The sequence below is a fragment of the Labedella endophytica genome (genome assembly GCF_003990045.1).
Taxonomy (GTDB): Bacteria; Actinomycetota; Actinomycetes; order Actinomycetales; family Microbacteriaceae; genus Labedella; species Labedella endophytica.
Window position 1 is genome coordinate 469,117 of sequence record NZ_RZGZ01000002.1, and the last position, 21,905, is coordinate 491,021.

Here is a 21,905-nt window from a genome sequence, read left to right on the forward strand (position 1 = left end):
CATGGATACCCTGCAGCTCCTCGGCGAGGGATTCCTCAACGCCCTGACCCCGGCAAACCTCCTGTGGGTGCTGATCGGATGCCTCCTGGGCACCGCCGTCGGCGTCCTCCCCGGTCTGGGGTCCTCCATGGCCGTCGCTCTCCTGCTTCCTGTCACCTTCTCCCTCGAGCCCACCGCGGCGTTCATCATGTTCGCGGGGGTGTACTTCGGCGGACTCTTCGGCGATTCCACGATGGGGATCCTGATGAATACGCCGGGGCAGGCGTCGGCGATCGCGTCGACGTTCGAGGGTCACAAGATGGCCCTGAACGGGCGAGCCGCACAGGCACTCGCCACCGCGGCGATCGGCGCTTTCATCGGCGGATTCATCGCCTCGATCGCCGTCGTGTTCCTCGCGCCCGTCCTCGCCGACTTCTCCAGCAGATTCGGCCCGGCGGAGTTCTTCGCCCTCGCGGTGTTCGCCTTCGCCGCGACCTCCTCGATCGTGACCGACAACGTCGTGAAGGGGCTCACCGCTCTGTTCATCGGGCTCGGCATCGCCGTCATCGGCGTCGATGGCGTCTCCGGAGCGCCTCGCTTCACGATGGACTCGCCGAACCTATTCGACGGCATCTCCCTGGTCACCGTGACCGTCGGGCTGCTCGCACTCGGCGAGGTGATCTACGTCGCCTCGCTGGCGCGACACACCTCCGGCAAGCGCCTCATCGCACCGTCGGGCCGTCCGTGGCTCAGCCGGAAGGAATTCGTCGAGGCGACGCCGGCCTGGTTGCGCGGCACGGCCATCGGGCTGCCCTTCGGAGTCGTTCCTGCGGGTGGATCGGAGATCCCGACCTTCCTCGCCTTCGGGCTCGAGAAGCGTCTGGATGCACGACGCACGGACCCGCAATTCGGCCGGGGTGCGATCAGAGGCCTCGCCGCGCCAGAGGCCGCAGGAAACTCGACCACCAGCATGGCGATGGGCGCGCTCCTCGCACTCGGTCTGCCCATCTCCGCCACCGCGGCCATCATGCTGGCCGCATTCCGTCAGTACGGGCTCCAGCCCGGCCCCCTGCTCTTCGACCGCGCTCCCGACCTCGTCTGGTCGCTGCTCGCCAGCTTCTTCATCGCCATGGTGGTACTCCTGATCCTGAACCTGCCGTTCGCGATGCTGTGGGCCAAGCTGCTGCTCATCCCCCGCCCATACCTCTACGCCGGCATCACGGTGTTCTGCGGGCTCGGGATCTACGCCACATCCGGATCGACGTTCGACCTGCTCCTGCTGCTCGGCATCGGGTTGCTCGGTTTCCTCATGCGCGCTCTGGACTTCCCGATCGCGCCGCTCATCATCGGGATGGTTCTCGGCCCCCTCGCCGAGACCAGCCTCCGTGACGCTGCGATGAGCGCCAACGGCGACTTCTCCGTCCTCGTCGCCGGTCCCATCCCGATCGTGCTCTACCTCCTGCTCGCACTCGTGCTCGCCATCTCCCTCCGTAGCCGGTTCCTGGCCCGCAGGCGGGCTCGCGCGCTGCCCGAGCACGATGGGGAGCGGGAGCGGGCGTCGTCCGGTCGATGAGAGCGAGCACGAACGTCGCCTTCCTGCCACCGTGGCAACCGCTGTCGCCGAGGGCTCACCGTCTTCGCGTCGGCGGGAGCTGAGGAGCGCCGCGAGGGTGCGACGTATCCGGCAGCTCACGGATCTGTCCACTGTCGAGCGGTCACGCCCACGAGGCACGGCGTCGCGCTTGGAAAGCGTTGAGTCATGAGCGAGTCGAGAAACACGACTGGTCTCGGTGCAGGACGAGCACGAACACGCGCCGCCGTGATCGCGGTGGCCGTGCTGCGGGTGGGATGCTCGCCCTCTGCTCCCTCAACGACGAAGGCCCGATAAGACGTCCGTCTCATCGAGCCTCATTGTCGGGCTGACAGGATTTGAACCTGCGACCCCTTGACCCCCAGTCAAGTGCGCTACCAAGCTGCGCCACAGCCCGTTGTCGTGAAGACAACTCGTCCATCGTAGCGGACGCGGGGCCCTCCCGCGGACACGCGCCGGTGCCGGATCGCCCCCGAAGATGGGGAGCGCTGCCTCTGCCCGATCGCCTCCGCCGTCCCTAGGCTGTGGACCATGACCTCCCCCGGATCGTACGAGCCGCAGCCGAACGCCTACCAGCCGTATCCGCCGCAGCAGTACCCGCGCCCGCCGCAGCAGCAACCCGCGCAACAGAATCCCTACGCGCCGCAGCAGCACCCCGGCCAGCAGCCGCAGTTCGCGCACCCGTCCGCTCCGGTCCAGCCCGGCTACCCACAGCAGCAGGCTCAGCCGACGCCCCACCAGCCGCAGGGTCAGCCGACATCGTGGCGCACCCTCACGATCGACCTGAAGCAGCCGCCCTGGTACGGGTGGACGTGGCTGCAGCCCACCGTGACGATCGACGGCTTCGCCTACTCCGCCGGGTGGACGCGACTGAACTACACGGTGCCGGCCGGCCGACCCGTGTACGTGCAGTGCCACGTCAACTATCTGTGGGAGTACGGCAAGGCCGCTACGACCCTCGACCCGCGTCAGCAGCCGCACCTCGAGTACACCGCGCCGGCCCAGGCCTACTTCCCCGGCGACATCGGCGCACCGGGGACCACGAAGGCGAACGGGAAGGGCGTCGCGATCGGCATCCTGTGCTTCTTCGGCGCCATCATCGTCCTCATGCTCGGCCTGCTCGTCCTCTCCGTCGGACTCGCGGTCGCCTCGTCCTACTGAGCACCCCGCTCAATCACTCCGTCACATCCCGCCTCGCGCTGCAACTTATGGTGAGCGCTGCAGACATTGCTGCAGCGCCCACCAGAACCTGCCGCGCGATGCGCAGAAGCTGCAGCGCTTCAGCCGGAAACCTGCCCGCGGGCGCCGGGAGCAGTTCTAGCAGCCGCAACGGGCGCCGCGGGCGCCGCACGACAGTAGGCGCGCACGCAATTGCCCGCCGCGGGTGGAATTTCACCCGCGGCGGGCAATTGCGTGCGCAAAACCTGGAGAGACCCAGCGGGAGCGTCAGCGCGCGACGTACCCGCCGTCGACGACGAGCTCCGCGCCCGTCACGAAGGAGGCGTCGTCGCTCGCGAGGAACGCGATCGCGGAGGCGATCTCCTCGGGCTGGCCGATGCGGCCCATGGGTGTGGTGTCGACGAGCATCGAGCGGTCCGTCTCGCCGAGGATCGGGGTGTCGATGAAGCCGGGGTGGACCGAGTTGACGCGCACGCCGGCGGTCGCCCAGCCGAGGGCCGTGTTCTTCGTGAGGGTGCGCACGGCGCCCTTCGCGGCCGCGTATCCGGGGCCGCCGCCGAAACCACCGACGATGCCGAACATCGAGGAGACGTTGACGACCGATCCTCCGCCGTCCGCGTGGAGCGCGGCGCTCGCGGCCTTCTGGCCGAGGAACACGCTCGTGGACGTGATCGAGATGACCTTCTCGTAGCCCTCGAGCGTCGTCTCCTCGATGGGGAGCAGGTCGCCGATGCCGGCGTTGTTGACGAGCACGTCGAGGCGACCGAACGCGTCGAGCGTCGCCGCGATGGCCGCGTTCCACTCGGACTCCACGGTCACGTCGAGGTGGATGGCCACGCCGCGACCGCCGGCGGCCGTGATCTCCTCGACCACGGTCGCGGCCTTCTCGTCCTGGATGTCGGCGACGGCGATGGCGGCTCCCTCGCTCGCGAGGCGCAGCGCCGTGGATCGGCCGATCCCGCTCGCGCCACCGGTGATCAGGGCGACCTTGTTCTCGAAGCGATTCATGGTGTGTCTTCCTTACTGTCTCCGTCCGGCGGCTCTCGCGGGAAACGAATCGACGGGGCCGTCGGAGCACTATCCGACATCTGTCGGTTCCATTTTCCAGCATAGACTCGGTGAATGGACGCCCGCGCACGACGCAGCCGCGACAAACTCTCCGCCGCCGTCCTCGAACTCGCCGAACGCGACGGCATCGAGGCGGTCTCGATGGTGTCCATCGCTCAGGCCGCGGGTGTCAACCGCTCCACGGTCTACGAGCACGCGGCGTCACCGCTCGAGCTGCTCCGCATGGTGCTCCGCGACGAACTCGACGCGATCCGGGATCGTCACCTGACCCCGGGCGCGCACCCCGACACCCGCACAGCGGTGAGGCACACGACCCTCGACGTGCTCCGACACGCGGATGCCCACGCGGCCATCTACTCCCGCGCTCTCGGGAGCGCGGAATCGACGGCCCTCCACGGCATGCTGAGCGCACACTTCCGCCAGAGCGTGCTCACGCTCTTCCAGAGCGGAGCGATCACGCCTCCCGACATCCCCGGTCTCGACACGTGTTTCCGAGACGTGGCAGCCGCTCGTTTCGTCGCGGACGGAACGGTCGGTGCGATCGACGCGTGGCTCGCGACCCCGGCCCCCCGGGACCTCGCCGCCTTCGCCGCGCTCTACGTCGTCCTCCTGCCGACGTGGTGGCCGCTCAGCGCAACACAGGTCCTCGAGCAGATCGCCGCCGACGGCCAGTGATTGATTCCCTCAGCCATCGTCGCTCAGTAGCCGCTGAGCTCCAGCAGCACCCGCGGGCCGGAGAAGCCCGCACCCATGCGCTCGACGCGCCGCTGCAGGCCGTGATCGGCCGTCACGACGACGACGTGCTCCGCCCCGGCGTCGAATGCGTGCTGCACCTGCGCCACGATCTCGTCGTCACCGCTGCCCGGAGCAGGCACGACGGAGACGCGCTCCGCCTCCGCGGCCTGCGCCTCGCGGGCATCCCCCTCGAGCACCACCACGAACTGCGGCCACCACCATGACTCCGGAAGGTCGAACGCTGGCGCCGGAACTCCCTCGCGCGCGAGCGTCGACACCGACCCGAGAAGGCGCTCGGCGGCTCCCGCCCGGTCCTTCCACCAGCCGTCGGGCCGGGATCCCACCACGTTCGCAGCGTCCACGATCACGGTGGCTCGACGCTTGAGCGACTCGCGCAGAGCCGGCCAGGCGTCGCCGAACCCGGGGTGCAGCGGGAGGGAGTCGACCTCGGCGATCGGCACCCACTTGAGCTCGATGCTCTCCGGGTCGGTCGCTTCGGCGTCGAAGGGTTCGAGCACGTCCACGACGACGGTCGTATAGCTCCAGAACCCGAGGTCGAGAACGCTTGAGAGCCGGGCGCGCACGGAGGAATGCGGCACGCCCGCCTCCTCGGTGGCCTCGCGCAACGCTCCCTGCAGGGCCGACTCGCCCTGGTGACGAGCGCCGCCGGGAAGTCCCCACGTGCCGCCGAAGTGCGACCAGACGGCCCGGTGCTGCAGCAGGATGCCACGCTCGCGATCGAATGCGAGCAGGCCGGCCGCGCCGAAGAGGCCCCAGAATCGTCGACCGTCGGGACCCTCCACCCAACCGTCGCCGCTTTCGGGGGAACCGCGCCGCGGCGGAGTGTCTACAGGACCGGAATTCATCGTCCTTCAGCTTTTCATGGAAACGCCCTCCCCGCACGACGAATGTCCTCCAGTGACACCCGGATTCCGCTCCGAATCCTCGACCGCAACCCCCAACTCGCGCGGCGCGGATCCGCGAGGCTGAGGTAACCGCCGTCCCCGACCCCCTGGAGAGCCGAGCATGACGACGTACGGATTCCACTGTTCCCACGAAGAGATCGGGCCGCGCGCCCTTCTCGACTGGGCCAAGAAGGCGGAGCAGGCGGGATTCACCGCCGCCATGTGCTCCGACCACCTCGCCCCCTGGAGCCACCGGCAGGGGGAATCCGGCTTCGCCTGGTCGTGGCTCGGATCCGCCCTCGAGGGCACCGACATGTCCTTCGGCGTGGTCAACGCGCCCGGTCAGCGCTACCACCCGGTCATCATCGCGCAGGCGATCGCGACCCTCGGCCAGCTGTACCCCGGCCGGTTCTGGGCAGCGCTCGGCAGCGGCGAGGCGATGAACGAGCACATCACGGGTGAGCGTTGGCCGTCGAAGCCCGAGCGCAACGAGCGGCTCCTCGAGTGCGTCACGATCATCCGCGCCCTCCTGAACGGCGAGGAGGTGTCGCACCGCGGTCACGTCACCGTGGACCGCGCTCGCGTCTACTCCCTGCCCGAGGTGCAGCCGCTGCTCGTCGGCGCGGCCGTCACGAAGGAGACCGCCGGTTGGGTGGCTTCCTGGGCCGACGGCCTCGCGACGATCGCCCAGCCGGAGGAGAAGCTGCGCCAGGTCATCGGCGCGTACCGCGACGCCGGCGGCACGGGAGACGTCACGGTGCAGACCCACCTCAGCGTCGCGTCGACGCGCGAGGCGGCTCTCGCCGAGGCCTATGACCAGTGGGCCTCCAACATCTTCAACCCGCCGCTGTGCTGGGATCTCGAGACGCCCGAGGCGTTCGACGAGGCCTCCCGGTACGTCGAGCCGAAGGACGTGGAGGGTTCCGTGTTCATCACCGCGGAGGCCGCTCCGCTCCTCGAGCACATCGCGGTGCTCGAGCGCTGCGGCGCCGACCGCGTCTACCTGCACAACGTGGGCACCGAACACGACTTCTTCCTGGAGATGATGTCGAACGACGTCTTCCCCCAGCTCAGCATGGAGGCACGCGCATGAAGGTCACCGACACCAGCGACCTGTGGTGGAAGACCGCAGTCGTCTACAACCTCGACGTCGAGACCTACCTCGACTGGAACGACGACGGGGTCGGCGACTTCGAGGGGCTCGCCCACCGCATCGACTACCTCGCGGAGCTCGGCGTCACGTGTCTGTGGCTCGCGCCGTTCTACCCGTCGCCGCAGAAGGACAACGGCTACGACATCACCGACTACTACGGCGTCGATCCCCGCTACGGGCACCTCGGCGACGTCGTCGAGGTGTTCCGCACGGCGAAGGACCGCGGTATCCGGGTGATCGTCGACCTCGTCGTCAACCACACCTCTGACCAGCACCCGTGGTTCAAGGAGGCACTCAAGGGCAAGGACAACCAGTACCGCGACTACTACCGCTGGCGCGACGAGCCCCCGAAGAACCAGAAGGAGAACGCGTTCCCCGATACGGAGGAGGGTACGTGGTTCCTCGACGAGAAGTCGGGGCAGTACTACCGCCACTCGTTCTACCGGCACCAGCCCGACCTCAACACCGCGAACCCCACCGTGCGGGACGAGATCGCGAAGATCATCGGCTTCTGGTTCCAGCTGGGCGTCGACGGCTTCCGCGTGGACGCCGTGCCCTACCTCCTCGACGACGACACCCCGGACGACCCGTACGACTTCCTCCGCACTCTGCGCCGGTACGTGGGCCGTCGCAGCGGCACGGGCATGCTCCTCGGCGAGGTCAACCTGCCGCACGACGAGCAGTTCGAGTTCTTCGGCGATAAAGACGGCGACGGCCTGACGATGCAGTTCGACTTCGTCACCAATCAGGCGCTCTACCTCGCCCTCGCCCGCGAGGACGCACGCCCCATCGCCGCGTCGCTGCTCTCGCGCCCGGCCCTCGAGTCGAGCAACCAGTGGGGCAACTTCGTGCGCAACCACGACGAGTTGAACCTCAACCAGCTCACCGAGGAGGAGCGCGGGTTCGTCTTCGAGCAGTTCGCGCCGGAGGAATCGATGCGACTGCACGGTCGCGGTATCCGGAGGAGGCTTCCCCCTCTCATCGACAGCGACCCGCGCCGCCTCGCGATGGTCTACAGCCTGATGTTCGCCCTCCCCGGCGCCCCGGTGCTGTACTACGGCGAGGAGATCGGGATGGGCGAGAACCTCGACCTCCCGGGCCGCGAGTCGGTGCGCTCTCCGATGCAGTGGTCGGATCAGGAGAACGGCGGATTCTCGTCCGCTCCGAAACGGAAGCTCGTCACTGCGGTCACCGGAGGCGGCTTCGGTCCCGAGTACGTCAACGCCGCGCAGCAGCGCCACGTCGACTCGTCGTTGTTCACCTTCATGCGAACGCTCATCCAGACGTACCGGAACTCACCGGAGATCGGCTGGGGCGAATTCGCGCTCCTCGAGCAGCCATACGACGCGGTCCTCGCGCACTCGCTGCGCACGGACACGGGCTACCTCGTGGCGGTGCACAACCTCGGTTCCGAGGCGCACACGGTCCCGATCACGCTCGAGCGGATCGAGCCGGAGACGCGCGTGGTGGACCTGTTCCACGACCACGTCCTCGTGCCCGACGAGAGAGGCCGGCTCGACGTGCCGCTCGAGGGTTACGGGCATCGGTGGCTGCGCGTCGTGAGCCCGGGAGAGAAGCGCCTCACGTAGGAGGCCGCCCTCCGGACCCGACGCACCCAGGTCCGTCTCCCTCTCCTGGTTTTGCGTACGCAGTTCCCCACCGCTGGTGTAATTTCACCCGCAGATGGGAGTTGCGTACGCAAGATCCCAGAGGGATCAGGCGGAGAAGACGCCCGCGAGGGTGCGCTTGCCGCGGCGGAGCACCGCGACGCCGCCCGGGAGGGTCGGGGTGAAGACGGCGTCCTCGTCGGTGACCTTCGTGTTGTCCACGTAGACCCCGCCCTGCGCGAGAGCGCGTCGCGCCTCGCTCAGGCTCTGCACGAGGCTCGTCTCCACGAGGAGAGTGAGGATCGGCGTACCGGCCTCCGTCGTCGTGTTCGGGAGTTCGGAGAGCGCGGCGCGGAGGGTCGCCTCGTCGAGCGACGTCAGGTCGCCGTTGCCGAAGAGGGCGGCCGACGCGTCGATCGCCGCCTGGGTGGCGGCCTCTCCGTGCACGAGGGTCGTCACCTCGAGGGCCAGGCGCTTCTGCGCCTCGCGCCGGAACGGCTCATCGGCGACCGCCTTCTCGAGCCGCTCGATCTCCGCGCGGTCGAGGAACGTGAACACCTTGAGCCGCGCGATGACGTCGGAGTCGTCCGTGTTGACCCAGAACTGGTAGAAGGCGTACGGCGAGGTCATCTCCGGGTTCAGCCACACGGCGTTGCCCTCGCTCTTGCCGAACTTGGTGCCGTCGGAGTTCGTGATGAGCGGGGTGCCGATGGCGTGCGCGTCCACACGCTCCATGCGATGGAGCAGATCGATGCCGCTCGTGAGGTTGCCCCACTGGTCGCTTCCGCCGGTCTGCAGGACGCAGCCGTAGGCGCGGTACAGCTCGACGAAGTCCATTCCCTGCAGGATCTGGTAGCTGAACTCGGTGTAGCTGATGCCCTCGTCGGAGTTGAGGCGCGCGCTCACGGCGTCTTTCTTGAGCATCGTGCCGACGCGGAAGTGCTTACCGATCTCGCGGAGGAAGTCGATCGCCGAGAGCGGAGCCGTCCAGTCCAGGTTGTTCACCATGGTGGCGGCGTTGTCACCCTCGAAGCTCAGGAAGTTCTCCACCTGGGCGCGCAGGTTCGCGACCCACTCCCCCACCGTCTCGGGCGAGTTGAGGGTGCGCTCGGCCGTCGGTCGGGGGTCGCCGATGAGACCGGTGGAGCCGCCGACGAGGCCGAGAGGACGGTGACCGGCCAGCTGCAGGCGGCGCATCACGAGAAGCTGCACGAGGTTGCCGAGATGCAGGCTCGCCGCCGTCGGATCGAAGCCGCAGTAATACGTGATCGACTCTCCCGCGAGCAGTTCCTTGAGGGACGAGGCATCGGTCGAGACGTGCACGAGGCCACGCCAGACGAGTTCGTCCCAGATGTCCTCGAACGAGGCGTCATTCTGCTGGGTGTGGAGAACGGGATTGATCACCGCCTCACGATATCAGCGGGCTCCGGTCCACCTGATACTCGCGCGCCATCAGCTTCTGAGCTAATATTGCATACATATTAGCCAGGAGGCTTATTCATCATGTTCGTCATCACCGCCGACCAGGTCGACAGCCGGTCGCACGACGACGCCGTGAGCACCGCCCTCGCACGCATCGAGGCCATCGCGCCCGAGGGGCTCCTCCTCCCCGCCGAACGCACAGCGGGCGATGAGATCCAGGCCCTCACGGACGACGCAGACACCGCCTACCGACTCGTCCTCGAGCTGTCCCGCGACGGGCGCTGGAGCATCGGAGTGGGCATCGGACCGGTCCGGCTCCCCCTCGGCGACTCCACGCGCGCGTCCACGGGCGAGGCGTTCTTCGCCGCCCGTGCCGCGATCGATGCGGCCAAGCGCACCCCGTCCCGCTTCGCCCTGCGCGTCGAGCCCGAGCCCGCCCCCGACCCGCTCGCCGTCCGTGCCGAGGACGTCGAGGCGCTCATGACCGTGGTCCTCGCACTGCGCGAGAAGCGCACGGACAAGGGGTGGGAGGTCCACGACCTGCTCGCGGCGGGCGCGACGCAGTCCCGGGCCGCCTCCGCTCTCGGCATCACGCAGGGGGCCGTCAGCATGCGGGCGCGCACCGGATCGAGTCGGGAGGAGCTCGCCGCGTCGGAGGCGATCGTTAGGCTGCTCGCGATGCTCGATCACACGACGATGCTCGCCCACACGACGACGGAGGCATGAGCCGATGGACTTCTTCGACAGCACGCTCGCGAGCGTCCTCTACTGGGTGTCCACCGTCGGTTTCGCCGCGGCGGCCCTCGGCACCGCCGTCCTCACGGTGACGCTCAAGAGGAACGCCCTCATCTCGGTGTCCGCCGTGCTGCTCGCCGTCGGTCTCATCACCGTCGCCCTCCCGTCGCCCCAACCGCCGTTGTTCGTGGCCCTGTTGCTCGGCGTCGCGTCGTTCGCCCTCGCCGTGATCGGGGGATCCCCCGCCGCCGGTTTCGCCCTCGACCTCGCAACACAGGGCAGCGTGCATCCCGGAGCGCACGGCGGCATCATGGTGGATCGCGGAACGCCCACGGCGAGCGCCCCGCGGGAGGTGCTGCGCGGTGGACTCGCCATCGGCTACCTGGAACGCGCGGCCATCGCGGGTGCGCTCATCGCGGGCTTCCCCGAAGCGATCGCGATCGTCGTGGCGATCAAGGGCGTCGGCCGCTTCACCGAGCTCGCCGAGGCGGAGACGCGCGAGCGCTTCATGATCGGCACGCTCGCGAGCATCGTATGGGCCGCCGCATCCGCCGGCCTCTTCGTCTTCGCCGTCCGCTGACGACCCCACCCCAAAGGGCTACTCCCGAGCGAGGGCGCCAGCTACACCTGGCGCCCTCGACCCGCATCTGCAGCCTTCGACCTGGCGGAACAGAGGAAACCCGGCCGATCGTTGAAAGTCAGGCCGTGGTGCCGGTCTCGTCGTAGAGTCCGATGGTGTTGCCCTCACAGTCCTCCACGTAGACCCAGCGGCTGGTCTCGCCGAGCGGCTGGATCTCGCCGAGCACTCGGCCACCGTTCGCCACGAGCGAGGCGACGGTGTCCTCGATGCGATCGACCGTGATCACGACCGTGGGATGCGCGAGCGCCTCGCGCTTGTGGATGTCTCCGCCGATCCCGTCTCCGGTCGGCGAGATCATCACGTTGTCCTCGTCCCATTTCTCGGTCGTCCAGCCGAAGACCGTCTCGTAGAACGTGGTGGCGCGGGCGACGTCGTCCGCGGGAATCTCGAAATGCTCCACGTGTGCCATGACGACAGTCAAGTGAGCGCCGCCGCGCGGGTCAAGACCCCAGAATCCACGTCCGTCGCCGGAAGCTCAGGCCTTCGGATGCCGCTTGTACGGAGAGACGCTGGGATCGCCGTCGATCCAGAACCGCCACGGGAAGTCCAGCCCGCCACCCGGGCCGCTCACACCTGTCCGTGGGCCGGAAACGACATCGCTCTCGAGCCCGCCCAGCTCCAGCGCGTAGGGCGACGCATCGAGCGGGGCGCCGTCCTCGGCGAGTGCGATACCGAGCGCCGAGGCGAGGCGAGCCGGGCCCCTGGCCAGATCCCGATCGCGCGTCGCCGCCGGTCGCCGCGCTCGGGCGAGCTCAACGCCCTCCACGATCTCCCCGGCGCGCAGCAGCACCGCCGACGCGGAACCCTCCGGCCCGCACACGACGTTGGCGCACACGTGCATTCCGTAGGTGAAGTAGGCGTAGAGGCGTCCGGGCGGACCGAACATCGTGGCGTTCCGCGGCGACCGCCGCCGGAACGCGTGCGAACCGGGGTCCTCCCCCACACCGAGGTACGCCTCGACCTCGGTGATCCGCACGCCGACGACCCCCTCGGCGCTCGAGCGTCGGAGGACGGATCCCAGCAGGAGCGGTGCCGCGTCCAGCGCCGGCAGAGCGAGCACCCGCTCCAACTCGGTCATCGAGCGGGCGTCGTCCCCAGCGCCTGGGCGAGGGCGGCGACCCGCTCGGTCAGCAGCGAACGCTGCTCGGCCACGCGCGTCGGCGCCGTTCCCCCGGCACCGTTGCGGGAGGCGATCGAGCCTTCCACGGTCAGCACGCCGCGCACGTCGGGTGTGAGGTGCGGAGAGATACCGGCATAGTCCTCGTCGCTCGGCTCGTCGAGATCGATGCCCCGCTCTTCGCAGAACCGTACGAGCGCTCCGGAGATCTCGTGGGCGTCGCGGAACGCCACACCACCGCGCACGAGCCACTCGGCCACGTCGGTCGCGAGGGAGAAGCCCTGCGGCGCGAGCTCGGCCATGCGCTCGGTGTCGAAGCGGAGCGTCGCCACCATGCCCGTGAACGCCGGCAGGAGCACCTCGAGTGTCTCGACCGAGTCGAAGACCGGCTCCTTGTCCTCCTGCAGGTCGCGGTTGTACGCGAGCGGGAGGCCCTTGAGGGTCGCGAGCAATCCGGTGAGGTTGCCGATGAGGCGACCCGACTTACCGCGAGCGAGCTCGGCGATGTCGGGGTTCTTCTTCTGCGGCATGATGCTCGAGCCCGTCGAATAGGCGTCGTCGAGCGTGACGAAACCGAACTCGCGCGTGTTCCACAGGATGATCTCCTCGGCGAACCGGGAGAGGTCGATGCCGATCATCGCGGTGATGAAAGTGAACTCGGCGACGACGTCACGCGCCGCCGTCGCGTCGATCGAGTTCTCCGTCGGGCGATCGAGGCCGAGCTCGGTGGCGATGAGCTGCGGGTCGAGACCGAGGGAGCTCCCGGCGAGCGCGCCCGCGCCGTACGGCGAGGCGGAGGCGCGGTGGCTCCAGTCGCGCAGGCGCTCGAGGTCGCGCACGAGCGGCCACGCGTGAGCGAGCAGGTGGTGCGCGAGCAAGACGGGCTGCGCGTGCTGCAGGTGGGTACGCCCCGGCATCACGGCCGTCGCGTGGTCCTCCACTTGCGCCGCGATCGCGTCGATGAGGCGGATGAGTTCCGTCGCGATCACGCGGGCGTGATCGAGGAGGTAGAGGCGCACGAGCGTCGCGATCTGGTCGTTGCGACTGCGGCCGGCGCGCAGCTTTCCGCCGAGCTCGGGGCCGGCGAAGCCCATGAGCCCGCGCTCGAGGGCGGAGTGCACGTCCTCGTCGCCCTCGTCCGCGGTGAACTCGCCGGATTCCACGGCGGCCGCGAGCCGGTCGAGCGCGTCGCGCATCGCCGCGAGCTCCTCGGTGGTGAGGTACCCCGCCGCCGCGAGCCCCTTCGCGTGGGCCGTGGAGCCGGCGATGTCGTACGGCGCGAGCGCGAAGTCGAAGTGGGTGGACTTGCTGAGGCGGGCGAGCTCGGGCGACGGTCCACTCGCGAACCGTCCTCCCCAGAGTGCTCCGGCCTCTCCAGCGCGATTGTCAGCCATGTCAGTTCCCTCCGCGTTGCGGGTGTCGTCTCGTCGTATCGTTCGGGATGGCCGACCCGGGGCCGACCGGTGCTCAGGCGCGTTCGAGCAGCCAGAGCATGAGCGCCTTCTGGGCGTGGAGGCGGTTCTCCGCCTCGTCCCAGATGATGCTCTGCGGGCCGTCGATGACGTCCTCCGTCACCTCGAAGCCGCGATCGGCGGGCAGGCAGTGCATGAAGACCGCGTCGGCCTTCGCGAGGGCCATCAGGTCGGCGTCCACGCGGTAGGCGGCGAGGGAGGTGAGGCGCTTCGCCTTCTCCTCCTCCTTACCCATCGACACCCACGTGTCGGTCACGACCACATCGGAGCCGGCGACGGCCTCGTTGGGGTCCGTGTAGAGGGCGACCGAACCGCCCGTCTCGCGGGCGCGGGCGTCCGCGTCGGCGACCACCCGATCGTTCGGGCCGTAGCCGTCGGGCGAGGCGACGCGCACGTGCATGCCTGCTGTGGCCCCCGCGAGGAGATACGACTGCGCCATGTTGCTCGCCCCGTCCCCGATGAAGGTGAGGGTCTGGCCGGCGAGCGCGCCGCGGTGCTCGCGGATCGTCAGCAGGTCGGCGAGGAGCTGGCACGGGTGGAAGTCGTCGGACAGCGCGTTGATGACGGGAACGGTCGTCCCCTCCGCCATCTCCTCGAGTCCGGCCTGCGCGAAGGTGCGCCACACGATCGCGGCCACCTGACGCTCGAGCACGCGAGCGGTGTCGGCGGCCGTCTCCTTGCCACCGAGCTGGCTGCTGGCCGTGGAGATGATGAGCGGCACCCCGCCGAGGTCGGCGATGCCGACGGCGAAGGAGACGCGGGTGCGCGTGGAGGACTTGTCGAAGATGACGGCGACGGTCTGCGGGCCGGCGAGCGGCTTGTGCGAGAAGCGGTCCTTCTTGAGCTCGAGGGCGAGGTCGAGGATCGCGCTCTGCTCGGCCTGGGTCAGGTCGTCGTCACGGAGGAAGTGGCGGGTCACGAGATACTGCTTTCGGTCGGAAGGGTCAGAGGGCCGCGAGAGCGGCGCGGAAGCGGGCGTCGAACTCGGCGAGTTCCGCGTCGCCCACGATGAGCGGGGGCGCGAGCCGGAGGCTGCGGTCGTTCGGCGCGTTGATGATGAGTCCGTTGTCGAGAGCCGAGCGCACGAGGGCCGGACCCACAGGTTCGGCGAGCCCCACACCGATGAGGAGACCGGCGCCACGCGTCTCGAGGATGAGCGGCGAGCCGATCTCCGCGATGAGCGCACGGATCTGCTCACCGCGCACCCGCGCATTCTCCACGAGCCCGGCGCGTTCGATCTCGCCGAGCACGGCGTTCGCCGTCGCTGTCGCGAGCGGGTTGCCGCCGAAGGTACTGCCGTGCTGTCCGGGCGAGAACAGCTCGGATGCGCGACCGAACGTGACGAGCGCGCCGATGGGGAAGCCTCCGCCGATGCCCTTCGCGAGAGTGATGGCGTCGGGCACGATCCCGGCGTGCTGGAATCCGAACCACTCGCCCGTGCGCCCGGCGCCCGTCTGGATCTCGTCCACGATGAGGAGCGCGCCGTGCTCGGCGGTCAAGCGCCTCGCCGCCTCGAGGAAACCGTCGGGAAGCGGCAGCACCCCCGCCTCGCCCTTGATGGGCTCGACGATGAGCGCGGCGACGGAGTCGTCGATCGCGTTCTCGAGCGCCTCGACCGTGGACTCGATGTACTCGACGCCGCCCGGAAGCGGCTCGAAGCCCGCATGGAGCGCCGGCTTCCCGGTGAGGGCGAGCGCCCCCATGGTGCGCCCGTGGAACGAGTTCTCGAGGGAGAGGATCTTCCACTTCGTGCCATTCGGGCCCTTGTTGAGCCGGGCGAGCTTGAAGGCGGCCTCGTTCGCTTCGGCGCCCGAGTTGCCGAAGTACGCTCGCCCGGCCGCCCCCGCACCCGTGAGCCGCTTGAGACGGTCGGCGAGCTCGAGCTGCGGCGGCGTCGAGAAGTAGTTGGACACGTGCGTGAGCGTCGCGGCCTGGCGCGAGATCGCCTCCACCATCACGGGGTGGGCGTGTCCGAGCGAGTTGACCGCGATACCACCGAGGAAGTCGAGGTGCCGTTTGCCGTCCGAGTCCTCGACCCAGCAGCCGTCGCCGCGCACGAGGAGCGCTTGCGTGGGTCCGAACGTGCGCATCATGTCGCTCTCGACGCGCTGCTTCCATTCGCTCATTTCGTGCCCCTCACGACTTCGGTTCCGATTCCTTTGTTGGTGAACACCTCGAGGAGGGTCGAGTGCGGGAGACGACCGTCGATGATCGCGGCGTTCTCCACTCCCCCGTCGACGGCCTCGAGGCACGCCGTCATCTTCGGGATCATGCCGGACTCGAGTCGCGGCAGGAGTGCCCGCAGCTCGTCGGCGTCGATGCGGGACACGAGCGAGTCGCGGTTCGGCCAATCGCTGTAGAGCCCGGCGACGTCGGTGAGCACGATGAGCTTGCGCGCACCGAGCGCCACGGCGAGCGCCGAAGCGGCCGCATCGGCGTTCACGTTGAGGAGGCGCCCCGGGTTGTCCGTGTCCGGAGCGATCGAGGAGATGACCGGGATCTTGCCCGCGTCGAGCACATCGACGGCCGCGCCGGTGTTCACGGTGACGACGTCGCCGACGTGACCGAGGTCCACCATCGAACCGTCGACCATCGCGCCGCGCCGGCGGCCGCCGAAGAGGTCGCCGTCCTGGCCGGAGAGTCCGACGGCGAGGTCCCCGTGGCTGTTGATGAGGTCGACGAGGTCGCGGTTGACCTCATCGCGCAGCACGTCGCGCACCACGGTGATCGCCTCGGTGGTCGTGACGCGGTAGCCGCCCTTGAACTCGCTCTCGATGCCGAGCTCCTTGAGGCGGGCGGAGATCTGCGGGCCGCCACCGTGCACGACCACGGGGCGGAGGCCGGCGAGCCGGAGGAAGACCATGTCCTCGGCGAACGAGGCCTTGAGCTCGTCGGAGACCATGGCGTTGCCGCCGAACTTCACGACGACCGTGGCACCGGAGTAGTGCACGAGCCACGGGAGCGCGTCGATGAGGACCTCGGCTTTGGCGATGGCCTCGGCCTGACTGATGGGAGCGTGATCGATCGTCGACATCAGCTGGAGTACGCGCTGTTCTCGTGCACGTAGTCGTGCGTGAGGTCGTTGGTCAGGATCGTCGCGCTCGCGTCACCGGTCTTGAGGTCGATGAGCACGTCGACGGCGCGGCCGGTGAGGTCGACGAGGTCGCGCGGTTGGTCCGGTCCGCCGTTCGAGCACACCATGACGCCGTTCATCGAGACGTCGACCGCGTAGGGGTCGAACTCGGCCGCGGTCGTTCCGATGGCCGCGAGGACGCGGCCCCAGTTGGGGTCGTTGCCGAACACGGCGGCCTTGAAGAGATTGTTGCGGGCGACGGAGCGTCCCACTTCCACGGCGTCGTCCTCGGTCGCGGCGGCGACGACGCGGATCGCGATGTCGTGGCTCGCCCCCTCGGCGTCGCCCTGGAGCTGTGCGGCGAGGTCGAGGCAGAGCTCGGTGAGGGCAGCGCGGAAGGCTGCCGGGTCGGGCACGACGCCCGAGGCTCCCGAGGCCAGGAGCGTCACCTGGTCGTTGGTCGACATGCAGCCGTCCGAGTCGAGACGGTCGAAGGACACGCGGGTCGCGGCCCGGAGGTGCGCATCGAGCTCGGTGGCGGGCACGGCGGCGTCGGTCGTGACGACGACGAGCATCGTGGCGAGGCCCGGAGCGAGCATGCCGGCTCCCTTGGCCATCCCCCCGATCGTCCAACCGTCGGCCGAACGTGTCGCCTGCTTGGGCTTCGAGTCGGTCGTGATGATCGCGAGCGCGGCGTCGTCTCCTCCATCGGTGGCGAGGGACTGCGCGGCGCGCGCCACGCCGTCCTGGAGCTTCCCGAGATCGAGCTGGTCACCGATGAGACCCGTGGAGCACACGAGCACGTCGCCGGCGGACACCGACAGGGCGTCCGCGACGGCCTCGGCCGTGGCGTGCGTGGTCTGGAACCCCTGAGCGCCGGTGAAGCAGTTCGCCCCGCCCGAGTTGAGCACGATCGCGCTCACGGTGCCGTCGCCGATGACCTGCTGCGACCAGATGATGGGGTTCGCCTTCGCGCGGTTGCTCGTGAACACGGCGGCCGCGTCGCTCTGCGGCCCGCGATTCACGACGATCGCGAGGTCGAGGGCTCCCGTCGACTTCAGTCCTGCCGCGACTCCGGCGGCCTCGAATCCTGCTGCTGCGGTCACGCTCACGGTGCCACTCCGTTCACACTCAGTCCGGTGGATTCATCGATGCCGAGCGCGATGTTCGCCGATTGGATGGCGGCACCCGCTGTGCCCTTGGTGAGGTTGTCGACGGCCGTCACGACCACGGCCCGTCCGGCGGCCTCGTCGATCGCGAGCCCCAGGAGGGCGACGTTCGCGCCGATCACGTCCGCCGTGCGAGGGAACTCCCCCTCGGGCAGGAGCTCGACGAAGCGTTCGCCGGCGTAGGCGTCCTCCCACGCGGCGCGCACGTCGGAAGCGCTCGTGCCGGGCACGATGCGCGCCGTCGACGTCGCGAGGATGCCGCGCGACATCGGGACGAGCACGGGGGTGAAGGAGATCGAGACGTCGCCGGCGCCCGCGGCCTTGAGGCTCTGGGCGATCTCGGGGATGTGACGGTGCGTGCCGCCGACGGCGTAGGGGTTCGCACTTCCGAGGATCTCGCTCGCGAGGAGGTTGAGCTTGAGGCTCTTGCCGGCACCCGAGGGCCCGACGGCGAGCACCGAGACGATGTCCGTGGCCTCGATGACGCCGGCGGCGACACCGGGGGCGAGGGAGAGCGCGACGGCCGAGGCGTTGCAACCGGGGGCGGCGATGCGCGTCGCACCCACGAGGCGCTCGCGCTGCTTCCGCCCGGCCTCGATGGGCAGCTCGGGTACCCCGTAGTCCCACGCACCGTAGTAGTCGCCGCCGTAGAACGCGGCCCAGTCCTCGTCGTTCACGAGGCGGTGGTCGGCTCCGCAGTCCACGACGAGGGTCGAGGAGTCGAGGTGCGCGGTGACCTCCCCCGACTTGCCGTGAGGGAGCGCGAGGAAGACGACGTCGTGACCGGTGAGGGTCTCGGGCGTCGTGTCGACGAGCACGCGGTCGGCGAGCGAACGCAGATGCGGCTGCACCGAACCGAGGCGCTGACCGGCGTTGGAATGCGCCGTCACGGTGCGGATGTCGAAGTCGGGATGGGCGTCGAGGAGCCGGAGCAACTCGCCTCCCGCATAGCCGGAAGCACCGGCGACGGCCACGGAGAATGACATGGATCTACCTTATTGATCGAGACGAACGGTCGGAGGTCGGGCGACGCGTCTCGGACCCCTGTCGGGTCTCCCGGCGTCGCCTATCGTCGCTCGTCAACAAGGCGTCGACGCAGCGCACGGGCGGAGCCCAGTGCGGAGAAGCTGCGTGCGAGGAAAGCCATGCGGGCAAGCGTACTACTCGCCCGGCGGGGAGCGCGAATCCCGCGCCGCACGGAGTGGCGCCTCCGACGGGGTCGGCCGATCTCGTCGGGGATAGCCTGAGACCCATGAGAGCCCTCGTCTACGACGCCTTCGCAGGCCCCGTCGAGGTACGCGACGTACCCGCCCCCACGGCTCCGGACGGCGGCGTGCTCATCCGGGTCGGCGCCTCGGGACTCTGCCGGAGCGACTGGCACGCCTGGGCCCACGGCGACGACATGGTCACCCTCCCCCACGTCCCCGGCCACGAGTTCGTCGGGGTCGTCGAGGCCGTCGGTGCCGGGGTCGCGCGCTGGCACGTCGGCGAGCGGGTCACGGCGCCCTTCGTGTGCGGCTGCGGTCAGTGCGAGTGGTGCCTCGGTGGCAACGCGCAGGTGTGCCCGAACCAGACGCAGCCCGGCTTCACGCAGTGGGGATCCCACGCGGAGCTCGTCGTGATCCACGCGGCGGATGCCAACCTCGTCTCCGTCCCCGACGCGCTCGACGACGACGCCGCAGCGAGCCTCGGCTGCCGGTTCGCGACGGCCTTCCGCGCCGTTCACGCGCGCGCGCACGTGCGCGCCGACGAGTGGGTCGCCGTCTACGGCGCCGGCGGCGTAGGACTCAGCGCGATCATGATCGCGCGCGCGCTCGGTGCGCGCGTCGTCGCCATCGACCGCAACGCCGACGCGCTCGACCTGGCCCGCTCGCTCGGCGCCGAGCACACGGCGCTCGCCTCGTCGGGCGTCGCCGAGGAGGTCGCCTCCCTCACCTCCGGAGGCGCCCACGTCTCCGTCGATGCCGTTGGAACGGCCGAGACGAGCACCTCGGCGATCCGATCGCTCCGCCGGCGGGGCCGCCACGTGCAGGTCGGCCTCCTCGCTGCCACGGAGGTGCCCCGGCTCCCCCTCGATCGTGTCATCGGGTGGGAGCTCGACGTGCTCGGAAGCCACGGCATGGCCGCGCGCGACTACGACGAGATGCTCGCCCTCGTCGCGGGCGGGGCGCTCCGCCCACAGGATCTGGTGGCGGGAAGCGTCGGTCTGGACGAGGCGGCCCGACTGCTCCCCCGCACGGATTCGGCACCGCCGACGGGGATCCGGGTCGTCCACCCGATGGAGTGATTGTGCGCTCGAACGTCACGGAGCGGCATCCGACGTGTCCAGCGGACACGCCGAGAGCCGCTGAATGCACCATCCTCACGATTTCATCTCACATCTGAGATACGATGGGCGACGTGACTGATGTAACCACGCTACCCACGACCACCGCCCCGCTCCGCGAAGTCGGAGCCCTCATCCGTGGCGCCCGCCAGGGCAAGGGACTCACGCAGTCCCAGCTCGCGGAGCGCGTCGGCACGAGCCAGAGCGCCATCAACCGCATCGAGCAGGGCGGGCAGAACATGAGCCTCGACCTCCTCAGCCGGATCAGCGCGGCGCTCGACAGCGAGATCGTGACGTTCGGCGACACCCGCAAGGGATCGCACCTCCGCGTCCAGGGCGGCGCGAAGCTGCACGGCTCCATCGAGGTCAAGTCCAGCAAGAACGGCGCGGTCGCCCTCCTGTGCGCCGCCCTCATGAACCGCGGCACCACCCGCCTCCACCGCGTCGCCCGCATCGTCGAGGTCGACCGGATCATCGACGTCCTGCGGAGCCTCGGCGTGCAGGTCACGTGGTCGGCCGACGGCAACGACGTCGAGATCAAGGTCCCCGAGAAGGTCAAGCTCGACGCGATCGACGAGGAAGCCGGCCGCCGCACGCGCAGCGTGCTCATGTTCCTCGGACCGCTCCTCGGCCGCTTCACCGAGTTCGAGCTCCCCTACGCGGGCGGCTGCGACCTCGGCACCCGCACGGTCGAGCCGCACCTCATCGCCCTCCGCCCGTTCGGGCTCGAGGTCGAGGCGGGCGCGGGCTGGTACCACGCCAAGGTCACCCCGAAGTCCGACGAGCAGATCACCGTCATCCTCACGGAGCGCGGCGACACCGTCACCGAGAACGCGATCATGGCCGCCGCCGTGCGCGACGGCGTCACCGTCATCCGCAACGCGAGCCCCAACTACATGGTGCAGGACCTCTGCTTCTACCTGCAGCTGCTCGGCATCGAGGTCGAGGGCATCGGCTCCACGACGCTCCGCATCACGGGCAAGACGCACATCGACGCGGACGTCGACTACTGGCCCGGTGAGGACCCCGTGGAGGCCATGAGCCTCCTCACGGCCGGCATCGTGACGAACTCGGAGATCACCGTCACGCGTGTGCCGATCGAGTTCATGGAGATCGAGCTCGCGACACTCAGCGAGATGGGCCTGAAGTACACCATCACGCCGGAGTACCTCGCGAAGAACGAGCGCACGCGCCTCGTCGACGTCACGGTGCACCCGTCGGAGCTCCGCGCCCCGATCGACAAGATCCACCCGATGCCGTTCCCCGGCCTCAACATCGACAACCTGCCGTTCTTCGCGGTCATCGCGGCGTGCGCCACGGGCGACACTCTCATCCACGACTGGGTGTACGAAGGCCGCGCGATCCACCTCACCGACCTCACGCGTCTCGGTGCGAACGTGCGTCTGCGCGACCCGCACCGCCTCGACATCTCGGGACCGACGCACTGGTCAGGCGCCGAGGTCAGCTGCCCCCCGGCGCTGCGTCCGGCCGTCGTGATCCTGCTCGCGATGCTCGCGGCCAAGGGCACGAGCGTCCTCCGCAACGTGGACATCATCGCGCGCGGCTACGAGCAGCTCCAGGAGCGCCTCATCTCCCTGGGCGCCTCCATCGAGTCCTTCCGCGACTAACCCACAGGGCTACTCCCGAGCGAGGGCGCCAGGTACACCTGGCGCCCTCGACGCGTATCTGTAGCCCTCGACGAGGAGTCACTGTAAGAGGGCTCACTCGCACCGA

The 21,905-nt window shown here is 69.3% G+C and carries 20 protein-coding genes and 1 tRNA gene; 9 read left to right on the top strand and 12 right to left on the bottom strand.

The window, feature by feature from the left end:
* Position 1 precedes the first annotated feature (1 nt).
* Positions 2-1,552 (top strand): tripartite tricarboxylate transporter permease, encoded by a 1,551-nt coding sequence (locus ELQ94_RS05750; RefSeq protein ID WP_127048100.1) that lies wholly within the window; start codon positions 2-4, stop codon positions 1,550-1,552.
* Positions 1,553-1,893: 341 nt separating this feature from the next.
* On the opposite strand, the gene ELQ94_RS05755 is transcribed toward ELQ94_RS05750, so the two are convergent.
* A tRNA-Pro gene (locus ELQ94_RS05755) sits at positions 1,894-1,967 on the bottom strand.
* Positions 1,968-2,101: 134 nt separating this feature from the next.
* Here ELQ94_RS05755 and ELQ94_RS05760 point away from each other — a divergent pair.
* Positions 2,102-2,731, top strand: coding sequence for a hypothetical protein (locus ELQ94_RS05760; protein WP_127048102.1), 630 nt, complete (start codon positions 2,102-2,104; stop codon positions 2,729-2,731).
* A gap of 285 nt (positions 2,732-3,016) precedes the next feature.
* On the opposite strand, the gene ELQ94_RS05765 is transcribed toward ELQ94_RS05760, so the two are convergent.
* On the bottom strand, positions 3,017-3,757 hold the full coding sequence (locus ELQ94_RS05765; RefSeq protein ID WP_127048104.1) for an SDR family NAD(P)-dependent oxidoreductase: 741 nt from the start codon (positions 3,755-3,757) through the stop codon (positions 3,017-3,019).
* A gap of 114 nt (positions 3,758-3,871) precedes the next feature.
* On the opposite strand from ELQ94_RS05765, the gene ELQ94_RS05770 reads away from it, so the two are divergent.
* On the top strand, positions 3,872-4,492 hold the full coding sequence (locus tag ELQ94_RS05770) for a TetR/AcrR family transcriptional regulator (RefSeq protein ID WP_127048106.1): 621 nt from the start codon (positions 3,872-3,874) through the stop codon (positions 4,490-4,492).
* Positions 4,493-4,515: 23 nt separating this feature from the next.
* On the opposite strand, the gene ELQ94_RS05775 is transcribed toward ELQ94_RS05770, so the two are convergent.
* The gene (locus ELQ94_RS05775; RefSeq protein WP_127048108.1) at positions 4,516-5,418 is read right to left on the bottom strand and encodes an NUDIX hydrolase; all 903 of its coding nucleotides are present in this window, start codon (positions 5,416-5,418) and stop codon (positions 4,516-4,518) included.
* Positions 5,419-5,578: 160 nt separating this feature from the next.
* On the opposite strand from ELQ94_RS05775, the gene ELQ94_RS05780 reads away from it, so the two are divergent.
* Positions 5,579-6,550, top strand: a complete 972-nt coding sequence (locus ELQ94_RS05780) for a TIGR03885 family FMN-dependent LLM class oxidoreductase (protein ID WP_127048110.1) — start codon at positions 5,579-5,581, stop codon at positions 6,548-6,550.
* Positions 6,547-8,199: an alpha-amylase family protein gene (locus ELQ94_RS05785; protein WP_127048112.1), complete on the top strand. Its 1,653-nt coding sequence runs from the start codon at positions 6,547-6,549 to the stop codon at positions 8,197-8,199. Before ELQ94_RS05780 ends, ELQ94_RS05785 begins: the two co-directional genes overlap by 4 nt.
* 126 nt (positions 8,200-8,325) lie before the next feature.
* Here ELQ94_RS05785 and tyrS read toward each other — a convergent pair whose 3' ends face one another.
* Positions 8,326-9,621: a tyrosine--tRNA ligase gene (gene tyrS, locus ELQ94_RS05790; RefSeq protein ID WP_127048114.1), complete on the bottom strand. Its 1,296-nt coding sequence runs from the start codon at positions 9,619-9,621 to the stop codon at positions 8,326-8,328.
* 99 nt (positions 9,622-9,720) lie between these two features.
* On the opposite strand from tyrS, the gene ELQ94_RS05795 reads away from it, so the two are divergent.
* Entirely contained in the window at positions 9,721-10,365 is a 645-nt protein-coding gene (locus ELQ94_RS05795) for a DNA-binding protein (RefSeq protein ID WP_127048116.1), read from the top strand.
* A 4-nt stretch (positions 10,366-10,369) separates the two neighbouring features.
* Positions 10,370-10,954, top strand: coding sequence for a hypothetical protein (locus ELQ94_RS05800; protein WP_127048118.1), 585 nt, complete (start codon positions 10,370-10,372; stop codon positions 10,952-10,954).
* Between the two features lie 118 nt (positions 10,955-11,072).
* On the opposite strand, the gene ELQ94_RS05805 is transcribed toward ELQ94_RS05800, so the two are convergent.
* From ELQ94_RS05805 to argC, 8 genes are all read right to left on the bottom strand, one after another.
* Positions 11,073-11,423 (bottom strand): VOC family protein, encoded by a 351-nt coding sequence (locus ELQ94_RS05805; protein ID WP_243696886.1) that lies wholly within the window; start codon positions 11,421-11,423, stop codon positions 11,073-11,075.
* Positions 11,424-11,489: 66 nt separating this feature from the next.
* On the bottom strand, positions 11,490-12,092 hold the full coding sequence (locus ELQ94_RS05810; protein ID WP_127048120.1) for a DNA-3-methyladenine glycosylase: 603 nt from the start codon (positions 12,090-12,092) through the stop codon (positions 11,490-11,492).
* On the bottom strand, positions 12,089-13,525 hold the full coding sequence (gene argH / locus ELQ94_RS05815) for an argininosuccinate lyase (RefSeq protein WP_127048122.1): 1,437 nt from the start codon (positions 13,523-13,525) through the stop codon (positions 12,089-12,091). Before argH ends, ELQ94_RS05810 begins: the two co-directional genes overlap by 4 nt.
* A 73-nt stretch (positions 13,526-13,598) precedes the next feature.
* Positions 13,599-14,522: an ornithine carbamoyltransferase gene (argF, locus tag ELQ94_RS05820; RefSeq protein ID WP_127048124.1), complete on the bottom strand. Its 924-nt coding sequence runs from the start codon at positions 14,520-14,522 to the stop codon at positions 13,599-13,601.
* A gap of 25 nt (positions 14,523-14,547) precedes the next feature.
* Positions 14,548-15,729 (bottom strand): acetylornithine transaminase, encoded by a 1,182-nt coding sequence (locus tag ELQ94_RS05825; protein ID WP_127048126.1) that lies wholly within the window; start codon positions 15,727-15,729, stop codon positions 14,548-14,550.
* Positions 15,726-16,637 (bottom strand): acetylglutamate kinase, encoded by a 912-nt coding sequence (gene argB / locus ELQ94_RS05830; protein ID WP_127048128.1) that lies wholly within the window; start codon positions 16,635-16,637, stop codon positions 15,726-15,728. The genes ELQ94_RS05825 and argB overlap by 4 nt, the downstream gene beginning before the upstream one ends.
* The gene (argJ, locus tag ELQ94_RS05835; RefSeq protein ID WP_127048130.1) at positions 16,637-17,788 is read right to left on the bottom strand and encodes a bifunctional glutamate N-acetyltransferase/amino-acid acetyltransferase ArgJ; all 1,152 of its coding nucleotides are present in this window, start codon (positions 17,786-17,788) and stop codon (positions 16,637-16,639) included. Before argJ ends, argB begins: the two co-directional genes overlap by 1 nt.
* The gene (gene argC / locus ELQ94_RS05840; protein ID WP_127048132.1) at positions 17,785-18,831 is read right to left on the bottom strand and encodes an N-acetyl-gamma-glutamyl-phosphate reductase; all 1,047 of its coding nucleotides are present in this window, start codon (positions 18,829-18,831) and stop codon (positions 17,785-17,787) included. Before argC ends, argJ begins: the two co-directional genes overlap by 4 nt.
* 266 nt (positions 18,832-19,097) lie before the next feature.
* On the opposite strand from argC, the gene ELQ94_RS05845 reads away from it, so the two are divergent.
* Together ELQ94_RS05845 and ELQ94_RS05850 are read left to right on the top strand one after the other, a co-directional pair.
* On the top strand, positions 19,098-20,132 hold the full coding sequence (locus ELQ94_RS05845; RefSeq protein WP_127048134.1) for a zinc-binding dehydrogenase: 1,035 nt from the start codon (positions 19,098-19,100) through the stop codon (positions 20,130-20,132).
* Between the two features lie 104 nt (positions 20,133-20,236).
* Positions 20,237-21,799: a helix-turn-helix domain-containing protein gene (locus ELQ94_RS05850; protein ID WP_127048136.1), complete on the top strand. Its 1,563-nt coding sequence runs from the start codon at positions 20,237-20,239 to the stop codon at positions 21,797-21,799.
* The last annotated feature ends 106 nt before the right edge of the window (positions 21,800-21,905 follow it).